This window comes from Mesorhizobium sp. M0239 (assembly GCF_040321815.1).
Taxonomy (GTDB): Bacteria; Pseudomonadota; Alphaproteobacteria; order Rhizobiales; family Rhizobiaceae; genus Mesorhizobium.
The window spans coordinates 117751-137370 of the sequence record NZ_JAMYSG010000006.1 but is presented as its reverse complement, the minus strand read 5'-3'; the positions used below and the strand labels follow the sequence as shown (position 1 = coordinate 137370).

General features: G+C 61.5%; 16 protein-coding genes and 2 pseudogenes. 10 read left to right on the top strand and 8 right to left on the bottom strand.

The features are described from left to right. The first annotated feature begins 3 nt into the window (after positions 1-3). The 5 genes from NKI99_RS07945 (at position 4) to NKI99_RS07925 (ending at position 4905) form a co-directional block, all read left to right on the top strand. Positions 4-1305, top strand: a complete 1302-nt coding sequence (locus NKI99_RS07945) for a cytochrome b (protein ID WP_013529985.1) — start codon at positions 4-6, stop codon at positions 1303-1305. A gap of 28 nt (positions 1306-1333) precedes the next feature. Then, positions 1334-2206, top strand: coding sequence for a cytochrome c1 (locus NKI99_RS07940; RefSeq protein ID WP_023809837.1), 873 nt, complete (start codon positions 1334-1336; stop codon positions 2204-2206). Between the two features lie 127 nt (positions 2207-2333). Further along, a complete protein-coding gene (locus tag NKI99_RS07935) occupies positions 2334-3029 on the top strand; it encodes an acid phosphatase (protein WP_023809836.1) in 696 nt (231 codons plus the stop codon). A 175-nt stretch (positions 3030-3204) separates the two neighbouring features. Continuing rightward, positions 3205-4350, top strand: coding sequence for an alpha-hydroxy acid oxidase (locus NKI99_RS07930; RefSeq protein ID WP_128303835.1), 1146 nt, complete (start codon positions 3205-3207; stop codon positions 4348-4350). A gap of 9 nt (positions 4351-4359) precedes the next feature. Next, entirely contained in the window at positions 4360-4905 is a 546-nt protein-coding gene (locus NKI99_RS07925) for an adenine phosphoribosyltransferase (RefSeq protein ID WP_013529989.1), read from the top strand. A gap of 45 nt (positions 4906-4950) precedes the next feature. Here NKI99_RS07925 and NKI99_RS07920 read toward each other — a convergent pair whose 3' ends face one another. The 4 genes and pseudogenes from NKI99_RS07920 to NKI99_RS07905 all read right to left on the bottom strand — a co-directional run bounded on the left by NKI99_RS07920 (position 4951) and on the right by NKI99_RS07905 (position 8104). After that, the gene (locus NKI99_RS07920; RefSeq protein WP_023809834.1) at positions 4951-5421 is read right to left on the bottom strand and encodes a MaoC family dehydratase; all 471 of its coding nucleotides are present in this window, start codon (positions 5419-5421) and stop codon (positions 4951-4953) included. After that, positions 5418-5894: a MaoC family dehydratase gene (locus NKI99_RS07915; RefSeq protein WP_352610485.1), complete on the bottom strand. Its 477-nt coding sequence runs from the start codon at positions 5892-5894 to the stop codon at positions 5418-5420. Before NKI99_RS07915 ends, NKI99_RS07920 begins: the two co-directional genes overlap by 4 nt. Positions 5895-6021: 127 nt before the next feature. Continuing rightward, positions 6022-6633 (bottom strand): annotated as a pseudogene (locus NKI99_RS07910) (CorA family divalent cation transporter); the annotation flags it as partial. Between the two features lie 236 nt (positions 6634-6869). After that, positions 6870-8104, bottom strand: a pseudogene (locus tag NKI99_RS07905) (solute carrier family 23 protein). 234 nt (positions 8105-8338) lie between these two features. On the opposite strand from NKI99_RS07905, the gene guaD reads away from it, so the two are divergent. Continuing rightward, positions 8339-9703, top strand: a complete 1365-nt coding sequence (gene guaD, locus NKI99_RS07900; RefSeq protein ID WP_023809830.1) for a guanine deaminase — start codon at positions 8339-8341, stop codon at positions 9701-9703. 67 nt (positions 9704-9770) lie between these two features. On the opposite strand, the gene ychF is transcribed toward guaD, so the two are convergent. The 4 genes from ychF to NKI99_RS07880 form a co-directional block, all read right to left on the bottom strand. Then, complete coding sequence (gene ychF, locus NKI99_RS07895) at positions 9771-10874, bottom strand: redox-regulated ATPase YchF (RefSeq protein ID WP_023809829.1); 1104 nt, start codon at positions 10872-10874, stop codon at positions 9771-9773. A 91-nt stretch (positions 10875-10965) separates the two neighbouring features. Beyond that, positions 10966-11691 (bottom strand): aminoacyl-tRNA hydrolase, encoded by a 726-nt coding sequence (pth, locus tag NKI99_RS07890; RefSeq protein ID WP_023809828.1) that lies wholly within the window; start codon positions 11689-11691, stop codon positions 10966-10968. Between the two features lie 23 nt (positions 11692-11714). Next, on the bottom strand, positions 11715-12356 hold the full coding sequence (locus NKI99_RS07885; RefSeq protein ID WP_023809827.1) for a 50S ribosomal protein L25/general stress protein Ctc: 642 nt from the start codon (positions 12354-12356) through the stop codon (positions 11715-11717). A gap of 249 nt (positions 12357-12605) precedes the next feature. Next, on the bottom strand, positions 12606-13640 hold the full coding sequence (locus NKI99_RS07880) for a class I SAM-dependent methyltransferase (protein WP_023809826.1): 1035 nt from the start codon (positions 13638-13640) through the stop codon (positions 12606-12608). 292 nt (positions 13641-13932) lie between these two features. On the opposite strand from NKI99_RS07880, the gene NKI99_RS07875 reads away from it, so the two are divergent. From NKI99_RS07875 to NKI99_RS07860, 4 genes are all read left to right on the top strand, one after another. After that, positions 13933-15939 (top strand): putative bifunctional diguanylate cyclase/phosphodiesterase, encoded by a 2007-nt coding sequence (locus NKI99_RS07875; RefSeq protein WP_128303836.1) that lies wholly within the window; start codon positions 13933-13935, stop codon positions 15937-15939. A gap of 481 nt (positions 15940-16420) precedes the next feature. Continuing rightward, on the top strand, positions 16421-17854 hold the full coding sequence (locus tag NKI99_RS07870) for an LLM class flavin-dependent oxidoreductase (RefSeq protein WP_352610484.1): 1434 nt from the start codon (positions 16421-16423) through the stop codon (positions 17852-17854). A gap of 91 nt (positions 17855-17945) precedes the next feature. Further along, positions 17946-18740 (top strand): ABC transporter ATP-binding protein, encoded by a 795-nt coding sequence (locus NKI99_RS07865; RefSeq protein WP_031212725.1) that lies wholly within the window; start codon positions 17946-17948, stop codon positions 18738-18740. After that, positions 18737-19618 (top strand): branched-chain amino acid ABC transporter permease, encoded by an 882-nt coding sequence (locus NKI99_RS07860; RefSeq protein WP_023809823.1) that lies wholly within the window; start codon positions 18737-18739, stop codon positions 19616-19618. The genes NKI99_RS07865 and NKI99_RS07860 overlap by 4 nt, the downstream gene beginning before the upstream one ends. The last annotated feature ends 2 nt before the right edge of the window (positions 19619-19620 follow it).

Below are 19620 nucleotides of genomic sequence, written 5' to 3'. Positions count from 1 at the left end.
TCGATGAGCGAGGGACACTCGACCTATACGCCCAAAACCGGTCTCGGACGCTGGTTCGACGCCCGCATGCCGCTGCCGCGGCTGGTCTATGACAGCTTCGTTGCCTATCCGGTGCCGCGCAACCTCAACTATGCGTGGACCTTTGGCGGCATCCTTTCGATCATGCTGGTGGCGCAGATCCTGACCGGCATCGTGCTGGCCATGCATTACACGGCTGACACCAATCTGGCCTTCGGCTCGGTCGAGAAGATCATGCGCGACGTGAATTCCGGCTGGCTGCTGCGCTACATGCATTCGAACGGCGCCTCGTTCTTCTTCGTCGCCGTCTACATCCACATCTTCCGTGGCCTCTATTACGGCTCCTACAAGGCGCCGCGCGAACTGCTCTGGATCCTCGGCTGCATCATCTATCTCCTGATGATGGCGACCGGTTTCATGGGCTACGTGCTGCCATGGGGCCAGATGAGCTTCTGGGGCGCCACCGTCATCACCGGCTTCTTCAGCGCCATTCCGCTGGTCGGCGACTGGATTCAGCAGCTGCTGCTCGGCGGCTTTGCCGTCGACAACCCGACGCTGAACCGTTTCTTTGCGCTGCACTATCTGTTGCCGTTCATGATTGCCGGCGTCGTCGTTTTGCACATCTGGGCGCTGCATGTCGTGGGCCAGTCGAACCCGACGGGTATCGAGGTCAAGTCGAAGACCGACACTGTCGCCTTCACCCCCTACGCGACCATCAAGGACGCGTTCGGCATGATCGTGTTCCTGTTCTTCTTCGCTTATTTCGTCTTCTACCTGCCGAACTATCTCGGCCATCCCGACAACTACATCGTCGCCAACCCGCTGAAGACGCCGGCCCACATCGTGCCCGAATGGTACTTCCTGCCGTTCTACGCGATCCTGCGCGCCATCACCTTCAATGTCGGGCCGATCAACTCCAAGCTCGGCGGCGTGCTGTGCATGTTCGGCGCCATCGTCATGTTGTTCCTGGTGCCGTGGCTCGACACTTCGAAGGTACGCTCGGCCGTTTACCGGCCCTGGTACAAGCTGTTCTTCTGGTTGTTCGTGGCCGATGCCATCCTGCTTGGCTGGCTGGGCTCGCAGCCGGCCGAAGGCAGCTATGTGTTCATGGCGCAGATGGCGACATTGTTCTACTTCGCCTTCTTCCTGATCGCGCTGCCGGTGCTCGGCCTGATCGAGACGCCGCGACGGCTGCCGAACTCGATCACCGAGGCGGTGCTCGAGAAGAACAAGGGCGGCAGCGGACATCCGGCGGGCGCTACGGCGGCTCCGGAAACCAAAGGCTGAGCGGGTAGAGAATCTAAGGGGATTTGGCATGAAAAAGATTCTCACCTCGCTGGCGCTGATCGGCCTCGTGGCGGTCGCCGCTGGGGCCGCGGGCACTCGGGCGATCGCCGCCGAAGAGGCACACAATGTGGCCAATCCGACGCATTTCCCGATCGACGAGCCAAAGGAAATGGACTGGAGTTTCACCGGCCCATTCGGCACTTACGACAAGGCGCAGTTGCAGCGCGGCCTCAAGGTCTACAAGGAAGTCTGCTCGGCCTGCCATTCGATGAACCTGGTGGCGTTCCGCACGCTGTCGGACCTCGGCTATTCCGATGCGCAGATCAAGACGCTGTCGGCCGAGTACACAATCCATGACGGCCCCAACGATGCCGGCGACATGTTCGACCGTCCCGGCAAGCCGTCCGACCATTTCCCGCCGCCCTTCGCCAATGAGGAAGCGGCTGCTGCTTCCAATGGCGGCGCTGCCCCGCCCGACATGTCGCTGCTGGCCAAGGCGCGCGGCGTCGAGCGCGGCTTTCCGCAATTCGTCTTCGACATCTTCACACAATACGATGCCGGCGGTCCCGACTATATCCACTCGCTGCTGACCGGCTACGACCAGACGCCGCCGGCCGGCATGGTGATCCCGGAAGGCACCCACTACAATCCGTACTTCATGTCCGGCGTGTCGCTGAAAATGCCCAAGCCGCTCTCCGACGGCCAGGTGACCTATGATGACGGTGCGCCGCAGACCGTCGACCAGTATTCCCGCGACGTCTCCGCCTTCCTGGCGTGGGCGGCCGAGCCGCATATGGAAGACCGCAAGAAGACCGGTTTTCGCGTTCTGGTGTTCCTGCTTTTGTTCGGCGCGCTGGTCTATCTCACCAAGCGCAAGGTGTGGGAAGGCGTGGCCCACTAGGCCACACAATCAAGTGATCGCGAAGGGCGCCGTGAGGCGCCCTTTTGCATTTCCGGAGGCTGGTCATGTCACATGGCCGTCATCGCATCCGGCGATCCTGTGCTGCTCTCATCAAAGGATCGCATTTATGAAAAGATACGCATCGCTCGCGGCAGGCCTGTTGCTGCTCATCCTCGGCTCGGCAGCGCAAGCGGAAGACGCCCAGCCCTTCGTCACCAACAAGGACGTCGACCTGACGATGATCCTGCCGCCGCCGCCGGCAAACGATTCGGCGCAGACCAAGGCCGAACTCGGCGAGGTGCTGACGCTGCAGGTGACGCGCACCCCGGAGATGGTCGCCAGCGCGGTGGCCGATGCCGAGGAGAATGTCTGGCGCTTTGCCGACGTCATGGGGCCGAAATTCAACAAGGAAACGCTGCCGAAATTCAGCGCTTTCTTCGATCGCGTGGTGGCTACCGAAGGGGCTGTCGTCGACCCGGCCAAGGATGTCTGGAAGCGCCCGCGCCCGCATCAGCTCAGCGATCTCGTCAAGCCGGCGGTCAAGCTGTCGAGCTCCGGTTCCTGGCCGTCCGGCCATGCCACCGTCGGCACGATGATGGGCATCATCCTGTCCGACATGGTCCCGGAAAAGCGCGCCGAGATCATGGCGCGTGCGGCCGAATACGCCCACAACCGCGAGGTCGGCGGCATCCACTATGCGTCCGACGTCGAGATGGGCAAGATTTCCGGCAGCGTTATTGCCGCGGTCCTGCTCAACCGGGACGACTTCAAGGCTGAATATGAAGTGGCCAGAGCCGAGCTTCGTTCCGATCTCGGCATGTAATCTTTGTCGGCCGGGTCAGACGGGAAGGGGCGCTTCAGGCGCTCCTTTTCCGTCTGCACCAGTGCTCAAGCGAAAGTTCGGCAATTAGTCCGTTGGCATGGCGGCATCAGGTTGATATTCGACGCATCGAACGGTGGCGAGAAGCTCGTCCCGCCATGGCCTTTGGAATTCGATGATGCGGCTCAGCGACTGTCACAACTTTTCCGATTTCCGGCGGATGGCACAGCAGCGGCTGCCCGGGCCGATCTTCAATTACATCGACGGCGCGGCCGACGATGAGGTCACTTATCGCCGCAACACCGAAAGCTTCGAGACCTGCGACCTTGTTCCCAACGTGCTGCGCGGAGTGAGCGAGGTCGACATGTCGGTGACGGTCATGGGCCAGAAGCTGGCGATGCCGTTCTATTGCTCGCCGACCGCCTTGCAGCGCCTGTTCCACCATCAGGGTGAGCGCGCGGTCGCCAGGGCCGCCGCCAAATACGGCACCATGTTCGGCGTCTCCTCGCTTGGCACCGTCAGCCTCGAGGAGGCGCGCGGCATCAGCAGCAGCCCACAGGTCTACCAGTTCTATTTCCACCGGGATCGCGGCCTCAACCGGGCGATGATGCAGCGCGCAAAGGCGGTCGGCGTCGAGGTGATGATGCTGACCGTCGACAGCATCACCGGGGGAAACCGCGAGCGCGACAAACGCACCGGCTTTGCCATTCCCTTCAAGCTCAATCTCGCCGGAATGGCACAGTTCGCGCTCAAGCCGGCCTGGGCGATCAACTATTTCACCCATGAGGGGTTCAAGCTGCCGCAGCTCGACGAGCATGTCGACATGGGCGGCGGCACGATGTCGATCAGCCGCTACTTCACCGAGATGCTAGACCCGTCGATGACGTGGGACGACGTGGCCGAGATGGTCAAGCTTTGGTCGGGTCCGTTCTGCCTCAAGGGCGTCATGTCGGTGGAGGATGCAAGACGCGCCGTCGACATCGGCTGCAGCGGCATCGTGCTGTCGAACCATGGCGGGCGGCAGCTGGATGGCTCGCGGGCGGCGTTCGATCAGCTTGCCGAGATCGTCGACGCCGTTGGCGACAGGATCGACGTCATCATGGATGGCGGCGTGCAGCGCGGCACGCATGTGCTGAAAGCGCTGTCGCTGGGTGCCAAGGCCGTCGGCGTCGGACGCTACTATCTGTTCCCGCTCGCGGCGGCGGGCCAGCCCGGCGTCGAACGGGCGCTTGAGCAGATGCGGGTCGAGATCGAACGCGGCATGAAGCTGATGGGCTGCAGTTCGATCGAACAATTGTCGCGCAAGAACCTCCGTTTCAGGTAATCTCGACCCATGAAATCCTCCCTCGAAGACACATTGCTCGCCGCGATCCGCACCATTCCGGATTATCCCAAGCCCGGCATCCTGTTTCGCGACATCACCACGCTGCTCGGCAATGCGCGCGCCTTCCGCCGCGCCATCGACGAACTGGTGCATCCCTATGCCGGCCAGAAGATCGACAAGATCGCCGGCATCGAGGCACGCGGGTTCATCCTTGGCGGCGCCGTCGCCCATCAGCTCTCGGCCGGCTTCGTGCCGATCCGCAAGAAAGGCAAGCTGCCCTACGAGACGGTGCGCGTCGCCTATAGCCTGGAATATGGGCTGGACGAGATGGAGATGCACAAGGACGGCGTTGCTCCGGGCGAGAAGGTGATCCTTGTCGACGATCTGATCGCCACCGGCGGCACCGCGGAGGCGGCGGTCAAACTTCTGCGCCAGATCGGCGCCGACATCCTCGCTGCCTGTTTTGTCATCGACCTGCCGGACCTCGGCGGCCGCGCCAAGCTCGAAGCCCTCGGTGTGCCGGTCAGAACGCTGATAGGGTTCGAAGGACATTGAGGAGTGCTCTCCCTTCTCCTACAAGAAGGGAGAGGGAAAGTGGCGTTACTCGGCCTTCACCAGAACGGCGCTTTCGAACTCGAGCACCTTGTCGCCGGTGGAATCGAAAGCTTCCGAACGCAGCGCCAGCAGCCGCCAGCCGGGGCGTGAGGCGATTGGGCGGTGCGACAGCGCGGTGCGCGTGAAGGTGATGGTTTGCCCGGCATAGACCGGCTTCAGCCATTTCAGGTTCTTGAAGCCGGGCGAGGGACCGAATTCCGGCACTGGACCGGGACCGCTCCACGCAGCGATCTCGGCGTCCATACGGTTTTCCAGATTGAGTTTCATCCAGGTCGCGGCCGTGTGCCAGCCGGACGCGCAGAGGCCGCCGAGCACACTTTTCTTCGCGGCCTCCTCGTCGATATGGAAGATTTGCGGGTCGTACTTACGGGCGAAGGCCTTGATCGCCTCGGGCTCGAATGAGTGCGAGCCGAGCGTGACGGTGGTGCCGATACGGAAGAACTCGTCCAGTGTCATGCTTGGCTCCCCGCGGCATCGCGCGTGAGGAACATGACGGAGTTCTCGAGCTCGAAGACGCTTTCGCCACGCTGGTTGAACAGTTCGCTGCGCATGGTGACGAAGCCGAGTTGCGGCTTCGATTTCGACAGGCGCTTGGCAATAACCATCAGGGTGCCGGTCAGTTGGTCGCCGGCCAGGACCGGCTTCTTCCATTTGACCTGATCGACTCCGGGCGCGCCCTGGCAGGTCGAGTCCAGCAGGAAGGCATCGCACAGCATGCGCATGAACATTGCGCAGGTGTGCCAGCCCGACGCTGCCAGCCCGCCGAGGATGCTGGCCTTGCCGGCTTCCTCGTCGAGATGCATCGGCTGCGGGTCGAATTCTCCGGCGAATTCGACGATCTCGGCGGCACTCACGAGCTTCGAGCCGAGGTCGATCGATGCGCCCTCGACGAAGTCCTCATAGGCCCATGTTTTTATCTCTGCAGTCATGGTCTGGAATCCGGCTTGTCGACCCAAGATCCCCAGGATCGGGGTTTCCGGATGCAGGCCGGCGTTCATTTGGTCAAGCGATTTTTACTGCGCCAGCCTGTGGCCGCCGATCGACAGGGCCACTCAGAGCCAGCCGCGGCGGCGAGATCAGGCTGTCGCGGATCGAGGAGGCAATGTCCTCCTTGCGGCCGATGGCTTTCAGCAACTCCTGGAAATCACGGTTGCGCTTGGAAACCTTGGTCGACCGCGCCTCGAAGATATCGCGCGAGATCGCCTCGATGTCGCGGCCGGCGCGTTCCAGAATGTCGGCGAGACGGTCGACGATCGCCTCCAGCAAGCCGATCAGGATGGTGTCGCCGCTGGTGCAGCCGGTCGCCACCTTCTCGGCGCGCTGCGGAAAGGTCTTGAAGGCCTTCGGCTCGTGGTAGCGCACCGTGATCAGCCTTGTGCCGGCGAGCACGAAGGTGACCGGCGACATCAAGGGATCGTCGACCTCGGTCTGGGCGGGCAGGGTGGCGGTCATGAAGTAGGCGCCGTCCTCGACATAGAGGCGGCTCGAAATCTCGATCTCCTCCATCTCCTCGCGCGTCGGAATGGCAACGCCGAGCCAGCTCTCGATCGTCGCTTCCTCTTCCTTTGTCGGGTTGAACAGGTCCGCCCAGACGATGGTCTCGCTGTTTGCCAGGAGATCGTCGACGACGCGCAGGCGGTCATTGTCCACGACGAAGGCCTTGATCATCGCCTGATATCCCTTGCTGGGGCCAAAGGGTGCGTTCGGATTGACGCGTCGTGTTGGATTGCACGAGACGGACACTTTCGCCGAAAGCGCCGACCGCGTGCCCCAGCCGATTAGACCCGTGATGTGACAAGGTCAAGGCAGGCCATGCCGCCCGCAAAACAGGTCAACGGCAAGTGCTGTCAACGATGCAGAGAGATAGCGGACGGCACATTGCCGCCCGCCATCTTAGGATACGTCTACCGGGAGTTTGGCAGGATCTGGTGCAGCACGATGGCCCAGACGGCGCCGAAGGCGATCGATGAGCCGAGGATGTACTGCACGAGGTCGGGGAGCGCCTTGACGAAATCCGGCGGCGCCAGCGTGGCAAACAGCGCCATCAGGATCGGCAGACCGATGACCAGCATGTTGCGCTCGGTCAGGGGTGTACCGCGCACGACGCGGAAACCGTTCATGGCGATGACGACGCAGAGGACGCCGAAAACGCCGCCGATGACAGGCCCCGGTATCGAGGCGATGACCGCCGAAAGCTTGCCGATCAGCCCGAACAGCACCAGGAAGATGCCGGCGGCGGCAAAGGCGGCGCGGCTGGCAATGCCGGTGATGGCAATGATGCCGGCATTGGACGAATAGCCGGTCACCGGGGTGCTGCACAGCAGCGCGCTGACCAGGCAGCCGAGGCCTTCACCTGTCGCGCCCTTGTCGAGCTGCTCGTCCGACAGCGGCTTGTCGATGACCCGCCGACGGCGAACCAGGTGCCGGTGGTTTCGGCGAGAACGACGATATAGACGATCAGCATCGTCAGTGTCGCCGACAGCGAGAACGTCACGTCGAGATTGAGGAAGGCGATTCGCGGCATGGAAAACCATGTCGCGTCCGCAACGCCCGCCATGTTCAACTGGCCCATGAAGGCGGCGGCCACGCTGCCTGCCACCAGGGCGATGATCACGGACAGCAGGCGCAGCCAGGCGCCCTTCGCGCCAAGTGCCATGCCGGTCAGCATGCAGCCGACGAGGAAGGCAGCGGCGATAAAAGCGAGGACGATGTTGCCGCCGACCGTGGCGGTGCCGTGGACCGCGAACACGCTCTCCTTGAGCGCCACCGGCATCAAGGCGACGCCGACGACGATGATGATCGCACCGCCGACGATGGGCGGTACGAAGCGGTTGACGAGGCGATGGAAGATTCTTGTCGGCGAACCGAGCAGGATGACCAGTATGGCGCCCGGAATGAGCGCTCCGACCACGGCGGAGAGACCGCCAACCCCGCCGCCTGCTCCGAAGGCGATGGCCAGCACCGCGCCGATCGGGACGAAGGACGGCCCCTGGACGACCGGCAGCCGCATCAAAAGCTGCGACTGGATCAGTGTGGCAATGCCTGCGGCCACGAATGCGGACTGGATAAAGGCGCCGGCATCGCCGACGCTGAAGGCGAGCACCGATGCGATGATAAACGGCACGATGTAGACGTCCATCGCCAGTACATGCTGGAGGCCGAGCAGCGCTGCCTTGCCCATGGCAGCGGATCGTCCGGTTGGGCAATCAATGTGATCTCTGACGCAACGCGTTCCATGTACCGTTCCCCTTCTGACCCCTCTGGAAATTCCCGCTCGATCATGGGATCAGTCGGTGCCGAAGGACAGCGGCCACAACATTTGCCAACTGTTTTTTTGTAGGCCAAGCAGACCGTTAGCCAAACCGGAGCCGCAATGACGAGAGAACCCTTCACGCTGCTCGGCACCGCCTTCCACACGCCCCAACGCGGCAGGCTGGAGGTGCTGAAGGACCATCTGTTCAGCGTCGATGCACAGGGGCGCATCGCGGAAATGCTGGCGCCGGATCATCGCGAGTACGAGGTCAGGCAGAACGCTGCCCGCCTGGCGGGCACGCTTGTTGAGCTTGCCAATGGCCAATTCCTGCTGCCCGGTCTCATCGACCTGCATATCCATGCGCCGCAATGGCCGCAGATGGGCAAGGCGCTGGATGTGCCGCTCGAAGTCTGGCTGCAGAAATACACCTTTCCGCTCGAAGCCCGCTATGCGGATGTCGATTATGCCCGCGAGGTCTATGCCGATCTGGTCGATAACCTGCTGGCCAACGGAACCACCACGGCGCTCTATTTCGCCACGGTCCATGTTGACGCGAGCCTGGCGCTTGCCGAGACCTGTCTTGAGAAGGGTCAACGCGCGCTCGTCGGCAAGGTGGTGATGGACGATCCAGAGCAGTGTCCACCTTTCTACCGCGATGCCGATGCGGCAAGCGCGGTATCGGACACCAGACGGTTCATCGAGGCGGTCAAGTCGCTGGATCCGCGCGACAGGCCGCTCGTCCAGCCGGCGATCACACCGCGCTTCATCCCAAGCTGCACGGATGCGGCGCTGCAAGGACTCGGCGAGCTGGCAACCGAATTCGGCTGCCACGTGCAGACGCATTGCTCGGAGAGCGACTGGGCAAAGCAGTTCGTCGAGACGCGCTTCGGCCGCACCGATGCGGCAAGCCTTGATGGTTTCGGCCTGCTCACCCGGCATACGATCCTGGCGCATTCGAATTTCATCGATGAGCAGGATATGGACCTCATAGAGGAGAGGGGCGCGGCTGTTGCCCATTGCCCGCTGTCCAATTTCTATTTCGCCAATGCCGCATTTCCGCTGCGCGCAGCACTTGACCGGCACATGCACGTCGGGCTCGGAACCGACATTTCCGGAGGCTACAGCCCGTCACTGTTCGATGGCTGCCGACATGCATTGTCAGCGTCGAGGACGCTGCAAAGCGGTGTGCATGCCGGCCTGCCGCCGGAGCAACGCGGTGCGCCCGGCGAACCCATCACGCACCAGGAGGCGTTCTGGCTGGCGACCGCCGGCGGTGCGGAAGCACTTGATCTGCCGACGGGCAATTTTCGCGTCGGCTATGAGTTTGACGCGCTGCTGATCGACACCAGCGCCAGGGCATCGAACATCCACATCGGCATGGCCGACGATACGCTTGAGGAGATATTCCAGAAGATCGTGCTCAACGCAGCGCGGGCCAACATCGCCACGGTCTGGGTGAGTGGCCGGAGGGTAGTTGGGCAATAGCTGGTTTTCCCGGGCTAGCCGGAGAGGGCGCTGATCACGCCGCCACGGCGGCGTGACATCCGTCACATCAGGTGTTGAACTTGAACAACAGCACGTCGCCGTCCTGGACGACATATTCCTTGCCTTCGTCACGCGCCTTGCCGGCTTCCTTGGCCGCCACTTCGCCGCCCAGTGTGACGAAGTCGTTGTAGGAGATGGTCTGGGCGCGGATGAAGCCGCGCTCGAAATCGGTGTGGATGACACCGGCGGCCTGTGGCGCCTTGTCGCCCTTATGGATGGTCCAGGCGCGCGTCTCCTTCGGCCCGGCGGTGAAATAGGTGATGAGATGCAACAGGTCGTAGCCGGCGCGGATGACCTTGTTCAGGCCGGGTTCGTCGAGGCCCAGCGACGACAGGAATTCCATTTCTTCCTCGTCGGAGAGCTGGGCGACTTCCGCCTCGATCGCCGCCGAGATCACCACGGTGCCGGCGCCTTGGGCGGTGGCCATGTTTTCCACGGCACTGGTGTGCTCGTTGCCGGTGGCGGCGTCGGCCTCGGCGACATTGCAGACATAGAGCACGGGATGCGAGGTCAGAAGGTTCAAGCCCTGCAGGATGCGCAAATCTTCGGGCGAAATACCCTTGAGCAGAATGCGGGTCGGCTTGCCGGCCTGCAGCAGTTCGAGCGCTGCCTCCATCAGCGGCAGCACGGTCGTCGCTTCCTTGTCCTTGCTGCCGGCGCGCTTGCGGAATTGCACGATGCGGCGTTCGAGGCTGTCGAGGTCGGCGAGCATCAGCTCGGTCTCGACCGTCTCGGCATCGGCGACGGGGTCGATGCGGCCCTCGACATGGGTGATGTCGTCATCCTCGAAGCAGCGCAGCACATGCACGATGGCGTCGACCTCACGGATGTTGGCGAGAAACTGGTTGCCCAGCCCTTCGCCCTTCGAGGCACCGCGCACCAGACCGGCAATGTCGACGAAGGATATGCGGGTCGGGATGATCTCCTTCGACTTGGCGATCGCGGCGATCTTCTGCAGGCGCGGATCTGGCACCGCCACCTCGCCGGTGTTCGGTTCGATGGTGCAGAATGGATAGTTGGCGGCTTGCGCCGCAGCCGTTCTGGTCAACGCGTTGAAAAGCGTCGACTTGCCGACGTTGGGCAAGCCAACGATGCCGCATTTGAAACCCATTTTTGTTCGGTCCTATCGGGAAAATAGAAATTTGATCAGGGCTATGGGCGATAGGGGTGATCAACGTCAAGCCCTTCGGTCCCCTTGATGCTCAGTCCTTGCCGCCGAACAGCTTCTTCAGCATGGCGGCCATTGGACCGCTTTCCGGCAGCTTGACCACCGGCTGTTGAGGCCGTGCTTGGCGGACGTGACTTTGCTGCTTCTGCGCCGGCTGCTTCGGTGCCGGCTTTTCCGGTTGCGAGCCGGCCTTGCCCTGGACGGCGAGGCTGGTCTTGTTCATGAAGCCGGACTCGTCGCCCTTGGCGATCATGGCGGCGTTGTCGGCGATCGCGTCGAGCAGCGGGTCGAGCCATTCGCGGTCGGCCTTGTCGAAATCGCCGAGCACATGGTGCTGGACCATTTCCTTGACGCCGGGATGGCCGACGCCGATGCGTACGCGGCGATAGGCGTTGCCGACATGGCCGTCGATCGAGCGAATGCCGTTATGGCCGCCGGCACCGCCGCCAGTCTTTATGCGCAGCTTGCCTTCGGCAAGGTCGATCTCGTCATAGAAGACGGTGAGCGCGGAAAGCTCGAGCTTGTAGAAGCGCAGTGCTTCGCCGACCGACTGGCCGGACAGGTTCATGAAGGTCTGCGGCTTGATCAGGACGATTTTTTCGCCGCCGAGCGTGCCCTCGGAAATCAGGCCCTGGAATTTCTTCGACCAAGGCGAAAAGGAATGGCGGCGGGCGATTGCGTCCGCCGCCATGAAACCGACATTGTGGCGGTTGTCAGCGTATTTCGCGCCCGGATTGCCGAGACCTGCAAACAGCAGCATCGCCTGCTCCGGGCGTGAAAGAGTTACTTCTCTTCGGCGGCAGGAGCCGCTTCAGGTGCAGCCGCTTCAGCCGTCTCTTCCGTCTCCGGCTTCATCGCCGACGAACCGGCAATGGTCGCGATGGTGAAGTCGCGGTCGGAGATCACAGGCTTGACGCCAGCCGGCAGCTTGACCGCCGAGATGTGGATCGAGTCGCCGATGTTGGCGCCGGTGAGATCGACGGTGATGAATTCCGGGATCGCATTGGCCGGGCAGTGGAACTCGACTTCGTGACGCACGATGTTGAGCACGCCGCCGCGCTTGATGCCGGGCGACTTGTCTTCATTGATGAAGTGGACAGGCACGTCGACATTGACCTGGGTGTCCTTGCCGATGCGCAGGAAGTCCACATGGACAGGGAAATCCTTGACCGGGTCGAGCTGGAAGTCCTTCGGCAGGACCTGGATCTTCTTGCCGTCGACATCGATCGTGGCGATCGTGGTCAGAAACCCGCCGCCATGGATCTTGTAGTAGATGTCCTTGTAGGTGAGCGCGATAGCCAGGGGAGGCTGCTTGTCACCATAGATTACTGCAGGCACTTTACCGTTGCGGCGAACTGCACGGGCGGACCCCTTACCGACCTGTTCGCGTGCTTCGGCCTTGAGCTCGTAAGTGTCGTGGCTCATGGCATTTCCTTTCGGTTTGTTCTGGAGCGCTCACGGTGGGCAGAGTGCCTGGACCGTAAACGTCGAAAGCCGACATACCCATGCATGATCTGGTCCGAAAACCGGAATCCACTTTTCGGGATCATGCGGGAAGGCGGCCTTCCGCCGCGTTGCCTCCAAGGGTGTCTACGCGGGTGGCGGCTCTATAGCGGAAGGCGGCCGGAGGTGCAAGCCAAAGGCACGCCCGGCCTGGTGCAGTCCAGGCGGTCGCTATCCGCGCTTTTCGATGACGGCATAAAGCACGTTGCGGTTCTCGCCGAAGAACACCTGCGCCTCGACGGTGTTGCGGTCGACGCTGGCATTGACGATGTTCCACATATCGATCTCCGATCTCAGCAGCAACACCCAGTCCATGAATGTCTCCCGGTAGCCGGCGTCAGGCGTGCCCTCGGCGTAGTTCGCAAACAGGAAGGTGCCGTTCGGCTTCAACATCTGCAGGCAGGTCTTCGTGAGTTTCACGGCGACGTTGTGGGCGAGGTAGTCGTAAAGGCCGGAGGCATAGATGAAGTCGAATTTGCCGAGCTTGTGGCCTCGCGTGAGCACGGTTCGCACCGAGCCGTCGATGGCTTCGACCGCGGTGCCCTGGAAGTCGCGCGCGATAAGCCCAACGCTCTGGGGGTCCTGGTCGAGCGCAACCCAGCGCTTGAGCCGGCCCTCCGTCAGGGCGACCGAACGATTGGCTTCCCGCAAATGGCCGGCCGCGATCGCCAGGACCTCGGTTTCCGGTCCATTCTTGGCCGCGATCTGATCGACATATCGGGTCAAGAGATCGCGCCGCTCCCGTGCGGCGACGCATGACGGTACGTTCTGGGTATGGCTGTACAGGGCCTTGCCGATCTCCGAGGCGTTGGCCACGCTCTCTGCCACATGCGGATCGCAATAGATGTAATCAAGCAACTGCGCGTCGCCGGAATAGCCCCTGGGCTTGGTGAAGGACCAGTGCGTCAGCGGATCCTCGAGAAAATACTTCAGGATCGGATGGTTCTGCGCGACCGGTATCAACGCATGCCAGACGTCGGGATGAACCTTGGAATGCAGGCCATTCAGAAAGGACAGCAAGCGACCGACGATCTCGGCCGGGTTCTTGTCCTGTTCGACCTGCTGCTGTGTCGCGTGGAGAATGAGGGCCAGCTCAGCACGCGCGGTTTCGAACGCTTCGCCATGATGCTCGAGCTTTCCCCGAGGCAGCGTGCCGGCGAGCATCTCGGCAGTAATCAAGCTTTTGCCATCGAGAACGGTCTGCACGCCATCACTCCATAGTTAACAGTCGGTTAACTTATTGCGTAGAATGCTCCCTTTGCCAATGTCGGGCCGACGGCATTTTATCGTTATGATTAATTTCCCGCCAACCATGTTCCTCTTTAGACGGCTTTCGGCCCGAATTCCGGGTTCGAGTTAACGGAAACTTGTCTTGCGCGATTGCATTTGTTTGCCCGGCGTCGCAATCGCCGTCGCGTCCAAGGAGCCGGCCCGCGTGGGGGCAGAAGCTGGAAATGAGTTCGGAAAACAAAATCCCTTTCAAACGGGGTCTATTGTGATGAACGAACACCTGTCCTCCGTATTGGTCGATGCGGTTGATGCGGAGCCGTACGAGCCGCGCTACGAACTGGGGGCCGACGAGCTTCGCACCCTTTACCGCACGGAAGCGCAGGCGACGCGAAGAGGGGAAGCCAGGCCAGGGCTTTGGATCGCGGTTGCGATCTATCTCTTGTTTTCGGCAACCGATCTGCTGCTGATCCCGGATGTGGCCGCCTATACGATCACGGCGCGCTTCACGGTCGGATTGAGCGCGCTTTTGATCCTGGAAGCGCAGCTTCGCCATGGCGTCGGGACGGAATGGCTCGACGTGACCTGCGCCGGGGCCATTATCTTTGGCTATGTTGGTTGGCTGTGTCCGGCGATTATGGGCGCGGACAAGGAAAGTGTCTCTTACTATATGGTCTTTGGGACCATATTCATGATGAGCGCCAATCTTTTCTTTACGTTCAATTTCAAGCTTTCTATCGTAACTTCCGCAATAATTTTATGTATACTTTACATTGTAAACTACTTTGTTCCTTCAACCCTCACATACAAAATGGTTTTTGGGGCTTTCTATGTTTCTTGTTTCACGTTCACCTCGTATGTGAACTGGAAACTAAATGAGGAACGCTACAACGTCTTTCTGAATGCCCTGGAAGCCAAGATCCAGCACAATGAGGCGACCGAACGCGGCAAGGCCCTGCTGAGATTGTCGCGGACCGATCCGCTTACAGGTCTGGAGAACCGGCGCGCGATCGACGAGAAGCTGCGGGACTACTGGAGCGATTGGCAAAAGGTCGGCACCAGCTTCGGGGCGATCCTCATCGACGTGGACTTCTTCAAGAAATTCAACGACTGCTACGGCCATCAGGAAGGTGACCGCTGCCTGATCCATGTCGCCAATGCCCTTAGCGAGATGATCAAACAGTATAATGGTTCCATAGGCCGCTACGGCGGCGAAGAGTTCATCGTCCTGGCGCGCATGGAGACAAAAGAGCAGATCCTGAACATCGCGGAAGCCATTTGCAGCACGGTGGAGAACCTGGCGCTTACCCACGAGCTCCGGCGCGACGGCGTCTCGATCGTAACGGTGAGCGTTGGCGCCGCATTCACCAGGACGCAGACCGGGGCCAAGCTGGAGAAGATCATCCACGAGGCCGATCGCGCTCTCTATCTGGCAAAAGCCGGCGGCCGAAATTGTGCCCGGCTGTTCGATCCAACCGATCCGCAAAGCAGCGACGAGAGTGAGAACATTGCGGCCTTGCTGAAGATCGCGATCGGCCAGAATCTCGTTTCACTCGTTTATCAGCCCATCCAGGATGTCAAATCGGACCGGGTCGAAGCGGTGGAGGCTCTGATGCGCCTCAAGATGCTGGACGGCACATCGGTTCCGCCCAGCCTGTTCATTCCCGTCGCCGAACGAACCGGCGCGATCCTGGAACTCGGGCGCTGGGCGATAAGGACAGTGTGCGCCGAGCTCCTGGCAGACGATCACGTCCATGTCGTCAGTGTCAACGTCTCCCCGATCCAGCTTAAGACACCGGGCTTCGCAACGTCTGTTGCGACCATTCTGGGCGAGACCCGCGTCGCCGGCAGCAGACTGGCCTTCGAGATCACCGAAGGGCTGGAGATGGAGATGCATTCGGACATCCTGCGCTGCATCAGCGACCTGAAGCTGCTCGGGATCAAGATATGGCTCGATGATTTCGGGACGGGCTTCGCGGGCCTTTCGTGGCTTCGCCTGATCGATTTCGATACGGTGAAGATCGACCGCTCGTTTCTTCACGACTGCAGCTCCCCGAGCGGCAAGGCAATGCTACAGGACATTATCACCCTGGTCCGAAATCGCGGCCACAAGATCCTGGTCGAAGGGGTGGAAACCGACGAGCAGATGGTCTTGATGCGCGAATTCGGCATAGACAAGATCCAGGGCTTCCATGTCGGCCGCCCCGCTCCCGCCGTCAGTTTCCAGGCAAAGCGGGCCATGCGCAAACGGTCATTTGCCGTGCTTAAGTCCGCATGATGACGTGTGGGCGGTGGCATTTGGCTTAGAGCTTAGGCCGCTATTTGGCCGCGACGGGCCAAAAGCCGAAGCCTAGCTGACTTCACCTGAGCGCCGCGCCGGCTTCCAGTTTCTGGCCTGCTTCATATCGGCAGGAACACCGTCAGCGGGCTGAGCCGCGGCGGATGTCGAGACGCGGCCCGGCACCAAAGACGACCACGTGGAGAAGGCCGGCGCCAGATCAGCCCGACCATCGCCGTCAGGATCATCGCACCATCCGCTTGGCGGACCGGGTCAAGATCGCCACCGGCGGCAAGGTGATTGCGTCTACTTTTTCCTGATGGGGATCTCGCGCAAAACACCTTGCTTCCGCGAAACGGCTCGATCGAGGAATGCTATTCCCTAGATTAGTCTATTAAACCATATATTTACTTTGATATTTGGCTCCCGGCCCTACCCTGCCAGCTCAACCACGATTGCTTGCAGGATTCCGGAACCGACAATGAGCAAGACCATCCGCTTCAATGCCTTCGAAATGAACTGCGTCGGTCACCAGTCGCCCGGCCTCTGGCGCCACCCGCGTGACCGGTCCTGGGACTACAAGGATCTGGAGTATTGGACAGATCTCGCCAGGCTTTTGGAGGCCGGATTCTTCGACTCCGTCTTCATCGCCGATGTGATCGGCTATTATGATGTCTACAAGGGCAACCTCGACAATGCGTTGCTGCAAGGCGTGCAAATCCCGGTGAACGATCCGTTGCAGCTCGCCAACCCGATCGCCTTGGCCACCAAACATCTCGGCATCGGCATCACGGCTTCGACGAGCTTTGAGCATCCCTACACCTTCGCACGCCGCCTCTCGACGGCGGACCACCATACCAAGGGCCGTATCGGCTGGAACATCGTCACGTCCTATCTGGAGAGCGGGGCCAAGAACATCGGCCAGGGCGGGCTGCGCAGCCACGACAATCGTTATGACGTTGCAACCGAATATATCGAAGTCCTCTACAAGCTGTTCGAGGGCAGTTGGGAAGAGGGAGCCGTGCTGCGCGACAAGGAGCGCGGGATATTTGCCGATCCGACAAAAATCCACGAGATCGGCCACAAGGGAAAATATTTCGATGTGCCGGGCTTTCACCTATGCGAACCTTCGCCACAGCGCACGCCCGTTCTCTTCCAGGCCGGCGCCTCGGGTGCCGGCAAGCAGTTCGCCGCCGGCCACGCCGAATGCGTGTTCATCTCGACGCCTCTGAAGGATGCCACCCGCGCCTATGTCGCGGAAATCCGCAAGCGCGCCGCCGAGCAGGGTCGCGATCCGAAAAAGGTGCTGATCTATGCGATGGCAACCATCATCGTCGATGAAACCGACGAAAAGGCACGGGCTAAATATCAGGATTACGCGAACCACGCCTCCTATGACGGCGCCTTGGTCCTGATGTCTGGCTGGACCGGCATCGATTTCGGACACTACAAACCGACGGATACGGTCAAGAAAGTCAAGACAAACGCGATCATCTCCGCCGTCGAGCATCTGGCCGGAGGCGACAAGGTCTGGTCCATCGAAGAGCTTGCAAAATGGGGCGGCATTGGCGGTCTCGGGCCGCTTTTCGTGGGATCGCCATCGACGATCGCCGATCTTCTGCAGGAGTGGGTCGAGGAAACCGACATCGACGGCTTCAACCTGGCTTATGCGCTGGCGCATGACAGCTTTGCCGACGTCATCGGATACGTCGTGCCGGAACTGCAGAAGCGCGGGGTCTACGCGACGCAGTATCGCGAGGGCACACTGCGCGAAAAGCTGTTCGGCGAAGGCCCCTATCTGCCGGGAAACCATCCGGCCCATCGCTTCCGCGACATCGAACGCGTCAAGCGCGACGAGGCCGCGGCGCAATCAACCTTGACCGAAGGGCACGCCCGCCAATCCGAACCGGCCTGACATCATCCCTGCACGGCGCCGAAGGGAAAGCGGCCCGCGCCGCCGGACCGTCGGACTTTGCCTCTGTTAGCCACCATGGAGCGCTGAATTCATGACAACGCCATCCGCACCCGCATTGGAAGTCAAGAACATCTCCCTCGCATTCAAAGGCGTGAAGGCGATCTCCGATCTCAGTTTCGAGGTGGCGCCTCAGGAAATCTGCGCCCTGATCGGCCCGAATGGGGCGGGAAAAAGCTCGCTGCTGAACATACTGAACGGCGTCTATGTTCCCGATTCAGGCGAGATCATCTTCGAGGGCGAACATTTCCATCGGATGCAGCCGCTGGAGGCCGCGCGCCGCGGCATCGGCCGCGGGTTCCAGAACAACGCGCTGTTTTCGGGAATGAGTGTCGCCGACAATGTCATTGCCGGCCTGTCCAGGCATGCTCGCGCAACGCTCCTGGAAGAAGCACTGCTTTTGCCGCGCGCACGCGCCGAGGCGCGCCGTTTCCGCGAGCGCGCCCATGAAGTCCTGCGCCTCTTCGATCTGGAGCGGCATGCCGAGACCACCGTGGCCTTGCTGCCCTACGGCGTGCAGAAGAAGGTCGAACTAGCGCGCGCCATTGTCGCGGCTCCCCGCCTGCTGCTTCTCGATGAACCGCTGGCAGGCATGAACAGCGCCGAGAAACAGGAAATCGCGCAGATCATTGCCAGGCTGAACCGCGACCTGAAGCTGACGATCGTGCTGATCGAGCACGATATCGGCATCGTGCTGAAGCTCGCTCACCATGTCGTCGTGCTCGATTACGGGCGCAAGCTGGCCGATGGCGCGCCGGATACCATTCGCGACAATCCCGAGGTCATCGCCGCGTATCTGGGCCACGACAAGGTTGAGATCGCCGCATGAACATGTTTCTCGAAACCCTCATCGGCGGCCTGCTGGCGGGCACGATGTACTCGCTCGTCGCCATCGGCTTCGTGCTTATCTACAAGGCCTCCGGCGTCTTCAACTACGCGCAGGGGTCCATCCTGCTGTTTGCAGCCCTGACCTTCGTGTCGCTGACCGATCAGGGTGTGCCGGTGCTGGTGGCGCTGGCGATCACGGTGGTCGTGCTTGCGCTGATGGCAGTCGGGATCGAGAGGCTGATCCTGCGCCCGCTCGTCAACCGCAGCCCGATGACGCTGTTCATGGCGACGCTCGGGCTGGCCTACATCGTCGAAGGGACAGCCCAAGGGCTCATGGGGTCGCAGGTCAGGGCGCTCGATCTCGGCATCGAGGATCTGCCGATCTTCCTCGGTGACATCATGATCAGCCAGTTTGATCTCACCGCCGCCGCAGTCGCGCTCGTCCTGGTGGTGGCCCTGTCGCTGCTGTTCAACAAGACCCGCCTCGGAGTTGAGCTCAGGGGCGTGGCCGACGATACTCGCGCCGCTCTCTCCATCGGCATCGATGTCAACCGCATCTGGCAGATCGTCTGGACCATTGCGGGGCTCGTCGGGCTTGTGGCCGGTCTGCTCTGGGGCGCCCGCCAGGGCGTGCAGTTCTCATTGTCGCTGGTGGTGCTGAAGGCCCTGCCGGTGCTCATCATCGGCGGCTTCACCTCTATTGCCGGCGCCATCGTCGGCGGGCTCGTTGTCGGTGCAACGGAAAGCCTAGCCGAAACCTATATCGGCCCCTTCCTCGGCGGCGGCATCACGCCCTGGTTTGCCTATGCGCTGGCGCTCGCCTTCCTCTTCATCCGCCCCGCCGGTCTGTTTGGCGAACAGAAAATCGAAAGAGTCTGAAT

Bases quoted from the DNA above. Each gene is read 5' to 3' on its own strand.
- NKI99_RS07945 (WP_013529985.1), top strand. From the start codon at position 4: ATGAGCGAGGGACACTCGACCTATACGCCCAAAACCGGTCTCGGACGC.
- NKI99_RS07940 (WP_023809837.1), top strand. From the start codon at position 1,334: ATGAAAAAGATTCTCACCTCGCTGGCGCTGATCGGCCTCGTGGCGGTC.
- NKI99_RS07935 (WP_023809836.1), top strand. From the start codon at position 2,334: ATGAAAAGATACGCATCGCTCGCGGCAGGCCTGTTGCTGCTCATCCTC.
- NKI99_RS07930 (WP_128303835.1), top strand. From the start codon at position 3,205: ATGCGGCTCAGCGACTGTCACAACTTTTCCGATTTCCGGCGGATGGCA.
- NKI99_RS07925 (WP_013529989.1), top strand. From the start codon at position 4,360: ATGAAATCCTCCCTCGAAGACACATTGCTCGCCGCGATCCGCACCATT.
- NKI99_RS07920 (WP_023809834.1), bottom strand. From the start codon at position 5,421: ATGACACTGGACGAGTTCTTCCGTATCGGCACCACCGTCACGCTCGGC.
- NKI99_RS07915 (WP_352610485.1), bottom strand. From the start codon at position 5,894: ATGACTGCAGAGATAAAAACATGGGCCTATGAGGACTTCGTCGAGGGC.
- guaD (WP_023809830.1), top strand. From the start codon at position 8,339: ATGACGAGAGAACCCTTCACGCTGCTCGGCACCGCCTTCCACACGCCC.
- ychF (WP_023809829.1), bottom strand. From the start codon at position 10,874: ATGGGTTTCAAATGCGGCATCGTTGGCTTGCCCAACGTCGGCAAGTCG.
- pth (WP_023809828.1), bottom strand. From the start codon at position 11,691: ATGCTGCTGTTTGCAGGTCTCGGCAATCCGGGCGCGAAATACGCTGAC.
- NKI99_RS07885 (WP_023809827.1), bottom strand. From the start codon at position 12,356: ATGAGCCACGACACTTACGAGCTCAAGGCCGAAGCACGCGAACAGGTC.
- NKI99_RS07875 (WP_128303836.1), top strand. From the start codon at position 13,933: ATGAACGAACACCTGTCCTCCGTATTGGTCGATGCGGTTGATGCGGAG.
- NKI99_RS07870 (WP_352610484.1), top strand. From the start codon at position 16,421: ATGAGCAAGACCATCCGCTTCAATGCCTTCGAAATGAACTGCGTCGGT.
- NKI99_RS07865 (WP_031212725.1), top strand. From the start codon at position 17,946: ATGACAACGCCATCCGCACCCGCATTGGAAGTCAAGAACATCTCCCTC.
- NKI99_RS07860 (WP_023809823.1), top strand. From the start codon at position 18,737: ATGAACATGTTTCTCGAAACCCTCATCGGCGGCCTGCTGGCGGGCACG.